This is a genomic window from Rhizobium sp. WYCCWR 11146, from assembly GCF_013591995.1.
GTDB lineage: Bacteria > Pseudomonadota > Alphaproteobacteria > Rhizobiales > Rhizobiaceae > Rhizobium > Rhizobium indicum.
In genome coordinates, this window is the sequence record NZ_JACCEY010000043.1 from 79,381 (window position 1) to 86,341 (window position 6,961).

3 protein-coding genes are annotated in these 6,961 nt (G+C 61.2%); 1 reads left to right on the plus strand and 2 read right to left on the minus strand.

From position 1 onward, the window contains the following. Positions 1–46: 46 nt before the first annotated feature. Both HX899_RS33520 and HX899_RS33525 read right to left on the minus strand, forming a co-directional pair. Positions 47–2,506 (minus strand): penicillin-binding protein 1A, encoded by a 2,460-nt coding sequence (locus HX899_RS33520; protein WP_138387535.1) that lies wholly within the window; start codon positions 2,504–2,506, stop codon positions 47–49. 372 nt (positions 2,507–2,878) lie between these two features. Further along, positions 2,879–4,135 (minus strand): N-acetylmuramoyl-L-alanine amidase, encoded by a 1,257-nt coding sequence (locus tag HX899_RS33525; protein ID WP_011651401.1) that lies wholly within the window; start codon positions 4,133–4,135, stop codon positions 2,879–2,881. Positions 4,136–4,758: 623 nt separating this feature from the next. Between HX899_RS33525 and HX899_RS33530 the strand changes: the two genes are divergently transcribed. Then, positions 4,759–6,961 (plus strand): ribonuclease E/G (locus HX899_RS33530; RefSeq protein WP_180196750.1); only part of this gene is annotated, 2,203 nt, incomplete at its 3' end.

The following is a 6,961-nucleotide window of genomic DNA, read 5'->3' on the forward strand; positions in this document are numbered from 1 at the left end:
CGCGGATGTAAAGGGCCGCGGCGGGCGTGCAAAATTCAAGCCTCGGTCAGAACAGGCCGGGCGTGCCGGTCTGGACGGCCTGGTTCGCCTGCGGCGAGGTCTTCAGGATTTCCTCCGGCGCCATGGTGCTGTCCATGCCGATCACGGAGAAGCTGTCGGCTGGGCCGGTGCCGGGCTTGAAGGCCTCGATGATGGTGTTCGGATCGCCTTCGCCAGCCGCCATGCCGGTCTTGCGGTCGATCGAAATCAGGTTCATTCCTGATGGAATGACGAATTTCGATTCCGGCGTGTCCTTGACGGCAGCCTGCATGAATTCGTTGAAGATCGGGGCGGAGAGACCGCCGCCGGTGCCGCCGCGGCCGAGCGGGCCCGGCGTATCGAAGCCCATATAGAGGCCGGCGACCAGATCCGGGGTGAAGCCAACGAACCAGGCATCCTTCTCGTCATTGGTGGTGCCGGTCTTTCCGGCGACGTCGCGACCGCCGAGATCGATCTTGCCGGCAGCGGTGCCGCGCTGGATGACGCCCTGCATCATCGAGGTGATCTGGTACGCGGTCATCGGATCGAGAACGGTTTCGCGATTGTCGACGACATTCGGCTCTTCCTGGTTCTGCCAGTCACCGGCATTGCAGCCCTCGCAGAGACGCTCCTCATGCTTGAAGATCGTCTTGCCGTAGCGATCCTGGATGCGGTCGATCAATGTCGGCTTGATCTGCTTGCCGCCATTGGCGATGACCGAATAGGCCGAAACCATGCGCAGCACCGTCGTGTCGCCAGCGCCGAGCGACATGGAGAGAACCGGCATCATGTGATCGTAAATGCCGAAGCGCTCGGCATATTCCGCGACGATGTTCATGCCGAGGTCGTTGGCGAGGCGCACCGTCATCAGGTTGCGCGAATGCTCGATGCCCGAACGCAATGTCGACGGGCCGCCGGATTCGCCGCCGTAGTTTTCCGGCCTCCAGACTTGGCCGCCCGAGACGATTTCGATCGGCGCGTCCATGATGACCGAAGCCGGCGTATAACCATTGTCCATCGCCGCCGCGTAGACGAAAGGCTTGAACGAGGAGCCCGGCTGGCGCATCGCCTGGGTGGCGCGGTTGAATTCGGACTGGGCGTAGGAGAAGCCGCCAACCATGGCGAGCACGCGGCCGGTCTTCGGATCCATGGCGACCAGGCCACCTTGCACCTTCGGCGGCTGCTGCAGGCGATAAGAGGTCGACGCGTCGTCACCGAGCTTTGCGACATAGACAACGTCACCGGGGGACACAGCGCCGACCGGCGATTTCGTGGTCTTGCGGGCGCCGTCGGCCGAACGGAAGGCCCACTGCATGTTCTTGGCGTCGATCGTGCCGCGTTGACGGTCGGCCGCAACCTTGCCGCTGCCATCCTTGGCCGGCTGCAGGCCGATGTCGACGGTGCTGTCTGACACGGCGAGTACCACGGCAAGCCGCCATTCCGGCACATCGGACAGTGCGGGAATATCGGCAAGCGCCTTGCCCCAATCACCGCTCGCATCGATCTGCTTGATCGGGCCGTGGAAACCGCGGCGCTCGTCGTAAGTGACCAGACCGTCCTGCAGCGCCTTGCGGGCAGCGATCTGCATCTGCGGATCGAGCGACGTGCGCACCGAAAGGCCGCCCTCATAGAGGACCTTTTCGCCGTACTGGTCGATCAGCTGGCGGCGCACGGCTTCGGCGAAATAATCCGAAGCAAAGAGCGAGGGGCCGGTGGTGCGGGCGGTGACGCCGAGCGGCTGCTTCTTGGCTTCCTCACCGTCAGGCTGGCTGACATAGCCGTTCTCGACCATCCGGTCGATCACCCAGTTGCGACGCTCGAGCGCAGCTTCCGGATGGCGGAAAGGATGGTAATTGGCGGGCCCCTTCGGCAGCGAGGCGAGATAGGCGGCCTCGGCGACGGTCAGTTCTGTTACGGATTTGTTGAAATAGGTGAGTGCGGCGCCGGCGATGCCGTAGGAATTCATGCCGAAGAAGATCTCGTTCAGATAGAGCTCGAGGATCTTGTCCTTGCTGTAGGCCTGCTCGATGCGGAAGGAGAGGATCGCTTCCTTGATCTTGCGGTCGATCGTCTGGTCCGAGCTCAAAAGGAAGTTCTTGGCCACCTGCTGGGTGATGGTCGAGGCGCCGACCGGGCGGCGGCCGGAACCGAAATTCTGCAGGTTGACGAGGATTGCGCGGCCGAGACCGGTGAGATCAACACCCGGATGATTGTAGAAATTCTTGTCTTCGGCCGACAGGAACGCGGCCTTGACGCGGTCGGGGACGGCCTGGATCGGCAGGAAGAGACGCTTTTCCTTGGCGTATTCGGCCATCAAAGCGCCGTTGCCGGCATGGACGCGGGTGGTCACCGGCGGCGCATAGCTGTTCAGAACGGCATAGTCCGGGAGATCCTTCGCGACGTTGGCGAGATAGATGGCAACACCCGCCGCCGCGACCAGAAACAGGACGCAGGCCATTCCGAAGAAATATCCAAAAAGTCTAACCATATTTCAGCTACCGGTCTTTTCGATCTTCAATCGGCGCAGCCGCAACGATTGCACAGATCAAGGCAATTTGCACGTTGCGCGGCTTACTCTATGAGCGCTACCGCCACAAGCCGATTCCGCGCTCAAGGCTTACGAAACATAAGCCGGAGTAACGGCGCGAATGTGAGCAAAATAGGGCTTCCTGCGCCGCATTCACCGCTGCGGCCGCGTTTCATTAGAACTGTCACATCCAAGCAACGCCCGTCGCCGCCGCCAATCTGAGGTATCTTGCTCAGAATCTGATTCATGCGGCGCACTTAAATATTTGTTTTTATGAATCTTTGTTTTTATGCGGCCGCCGTGCCGCAGCCGCTACAGATTTTTGGGCGGCCGTCAGCCGCCATTCGCCATGACGGCGGCGCGGTATCGCTTGACTGCGTCGGTCAAGAGACCGGCGATCTTGCCGCGCCAAGCCTCGTCGAGCAGCAGTTTCTCGTCCTCGGCATTCGAGAGGAACCCGATCTCGAGAAGGATCGACGGCACGTCGGGCGCCTGCAGCACGCGGAAGCCGGCATGACGGTGCGGATTGTTGATAGTGCCGACCTGATCCTTGAAAGAATTCAGCACACTCTCGGCCAGCGAGATAGAGAAGGCCTGGGTCTCGCGCCGCGTCAGATCGAGCAGGATGTCGGCAACCTCGGGCGGCTCGGCAACCGTCTCCTTGCCGGCGATCTGGTCGGAGAGGTTTTCGCGTTCGGCAAGGTCGGCGGCGAGCTTGTCGGATGCCTTGTCGGAGATCGTGTAGACGGTGGCGCCGCGGATATCCTTCTGCTTCAGCGTATCGGCATGCAGCGAAATGAAGAGGCCAGCATGGTTCTGGCGGGCGATCAGCACGCGCTGCGAAAGCGACAGGAACTCGTCGTCCTCGCGCGTCAGGAAAGCCTTGATGCCCGGTTCCTTGTTCAAGCGGTCGGTCAAAGCCTTGGCGAAGGCAAGCGTCACCTGCTTTTCCTCGGTCTTGGTGTCGACGCCGATCGCGCCGGTGTCGATGCCGCCATGGCCGGCGTCGACGGCGATGACGAAATCGCCGGGAGCAGCCTTTTGCGGTGCCGGAATGGCGCTCGTCGTCTGCGCTGCCTCGGTCCGATCGCTCCAGGATTGCGTCTTCACCAGTTCGGCAAAGGCCTTCTTGTCGATCATCTCCGCATCGAGCACCAGGCGATGGCCGTTGCCCGTCTCATCGGCCTGCACCTTGGCAAGCGCCAGCTTCACCGGCCCTGCCGTCGTCAGCACGATGCGGGCGCTCTCTTCGTCCATCTTGCCGTAGCGGATATCCTTGAACAGGCCGCGGGCGGCAAGATCTTTCGCCGGAAAACCGAAGGCTGTAGCCGGCAAGTCAACAACGATGCGTTCCGGATTGGCGATATAGTGGACTGAGAAACGCGGCTCTCGATCGAAATCGATGACGATGCGGGTCCTTGCGTCGTCGCCGACGATGCGCGCACCGTAGGCAAGCAGCGGATCCCTGGCTTCGACAGAGCTGGCAGCGGCCGGCAGCAGACTAGCAGCCAAAAGCGCCGCCAGAACCCGCCTTGCGAATGTCGATCGCCGCGCTGCGGATTTCGCCGCGATCCGAGCCCTCTTAAACAATAAACCGCCACACCCTATCTGTATTGCAATGGACCCGACGCGGCTGCGGCCAACGTCCTGTGACGAAACACCCGCTGCAGCCTGCCGAATCGCGATCACTTTATCCCCAGTTTGTATGCGTTGCGAAATCCATCAATATTATGGCACATTTGGCTTTTCCCTTGCTATTGTGACACAGAAAACATACAACGAATTTCAGGGTAAAGTGTTGACGGGATAGAGTCGCCGCAAAGGCTGCCAGCCAGATCAGGACCTGGCGCCACACCGGTCATCGTCCGCCGTCTCATGCGCTTAATCCCTAGAACTGGATCCTGATTTTCCGGCTTATTGTCGGAATTCATTGGTGGATCAGCCACCACGCTCTCAGGGAGCAAACTCATCGGACCCGAACGGGTCTTCGTATTTGTCGATCACGCTTGGTTGTTGATGGTTTCGCAGCAGGTTTTATCTGAAGTGTACAGGCCCCGGACCGAAATGGTTCCGGCTGCGGTCTGGCTGCTGCCCTCCCCCTCGCATCAGGCGCGACTTTCATTATCCGGCGCGGCCACAGTGGACCGCATTCTTTCTGTTTCAACAGCAGTCGGGAATGCGCTCTCGCGGCCACGCCGAGGAGCACAGCTTACATGGCAGACAAAATGCTTATCGATGCGTCTCACGAGGAAGAGACGCGCGTCGTTGTCGTTCGCGGGAACCGCATAGAAGAATTTGACTTCGAGTCCCAGCACAAGAAGCAGATCCGCGGCAACATCTATCTTGCAAAGGTAACGAGGGTCGAACCCTCGCTGCAGGCCGCCTTCGTCGATTACGGCGGCAACCGGCACGGCTTCCTGGCCTTCGCCGAAATCCATCCCGACTATTATCAGATACCGCTTGCCGACCGTCAGGCACTGCTTCGGGCCGAAGCCGAGGAGCATCGCCGCGACGAAGACGTCGAGCATGTCGAAACCGCGCCGATGGTCGATCTTTCCAAGCAGGATCAGCCGGATGTCGGCATCGTGCCGGCAGAGACCCCGGAAACGGCTGCCGTAACGGAAGAGACCGCAGCGGTAGAGGCCGCGGCATCACCCGAGGCCACCGAGGAAGCGCCGGCCAAGAAGGCCAGGCCGCGCCGCAGCCGCAAGAAGGTCGTAGAACCGGTTGCCGAGACGACCGCGACCGAGGACGCTGTTCCCACAGACGTCGAAGCCGAAGGCGCTTCGAGCGTCGACAATGAGGATGACGGTTCGACCGGCGGCGCGATGGCCGCGATGGTGGAAACTGACTCGATCTCCGAGGACGTCGATACCAGCAAGCGTCGCCACGATGACGACGACGACGATGACGATCACGGTGAAGAGGAAGTCATCGAATCCGTCGGCGCCGAAGACGCGATGGAAGAAGTGCCGGACCGCGTGCAGCGCAAGCCGCGCAAGCAGTACCGCATTCAGGAAGTCATCAAGCGCCGCCAGATCCTGCTCGTGCAGGTCGCCAAGGAAGAGCGCGGCAACAAGGGTGCAGCCCTTACCACCTATCTCTCGCTCGCCGGCCGCTATTCCGTGCTGATGCCGAACACGGCGCGCGGCGGCGGCATTTCCCGCAAGATCACCAATCCTGCCGACCGCAAGCGCCTGAAGGAAATTGCGCGCCTGCTCGAGGTGCCGCAGGGCATGGGCGTCATCCTTCGCACCGCCGGTGCCAACCGCACCAAGGTCGAGGTCAAGCGCGACTTCGAATATCTGATGCGCCTCTGGGAGAATGTGCGCACGCTGACGCTGGCGTCCACCGCTCCCTGCCTCGTCTATGAGGAAGGCTCGCTGATCAAGCGTTCGATCCGCGACCTCTACAACAAGGATATCAGCGAAGTCATCGTTTCCGGCGAAGAAGGCTATCGTGAAGCGAAAGACTTCATGAAGATGCTGATGCCGAGCCATGCCAAGGTGGTTCAGCCCTACCGCGACATCCATCCGATCTTTTCGCGTTCCGGCATCGAGGCTCAGCTCGACCGCATGCTGCAGCCGCAGGTGACGCTGAAATCTGGCGGCTACTTGATCATGAACCAGACCGAAGCGCTGGTCTCGATCGACGTCAACTCCGGCCGCTCGACCCGCGAACATTCGATCGAGGACACCGCGCTGCAGACGAACCTCGAGGCTGCAGACGAAGTCGCCCGCCAGCTTCGCCTTCGCGACCTTGCCGGCCTGATCGTCATCGACTTCATCGACATGGAAGAGAAGCGCAACAACCGCGCCGTCGAGAAGAAGCTGAAGGAATGCCTGAAGAACGACCGCGCCCGCATCCAGGTCGGCCGGATCTCGCATTTCGGCCTGCTCGAAATGTCGCGCCAGCGCATCCGCGCTTCAGTTCTCGAATCGACCACGCAGGTGTGCTCGCATTGCGGCGGCAGCGGCCATGTGCGTTCGCAGTCCTCCGTCGCGCTGCATGTCCTGCGCGGCATCGAGGAATATCTGCTCAAGAACACCACGCACAACATCACCGTGCGCACCACGCCTGACATCGCGCTCTACCTGCTCAACCACAAGCGCCAGACGATCGTCGATTATGAGAGCCGCTTCGGCGTCGCGATCATCATCGATGCGGACGGCTCGGTCGGCGCGCAACATTTCGCGATCGATCGCGGCGAGCCGGTGGAAAACCCGGTCAAGATTGAAACCCTCTTCAACTTCGCAGCCATTCCCGAGGATGACGACGACGATATCGTCATCGAAGTGGATGAGGAGGAAGACGAGGAACTCGAGGAAAAGCCGGCCGTTTCCGAGCGGCCCGTTGCGGCCCGCGCGGAAAGCGAAGCCGACGGAAATCGCAAGCGCAAGCGCCGCAGGCGCCGCC

Excerpts from the sequence above, each read along its gene's own strand:
- HX899_RS33520 (WP_138387535.1), bottom strand. The coding sequence starts at position 2,506 with ATGGTTAGACTTTTTGGATATTTCTTCGGAATGGCCTGCGTCCTGTTT.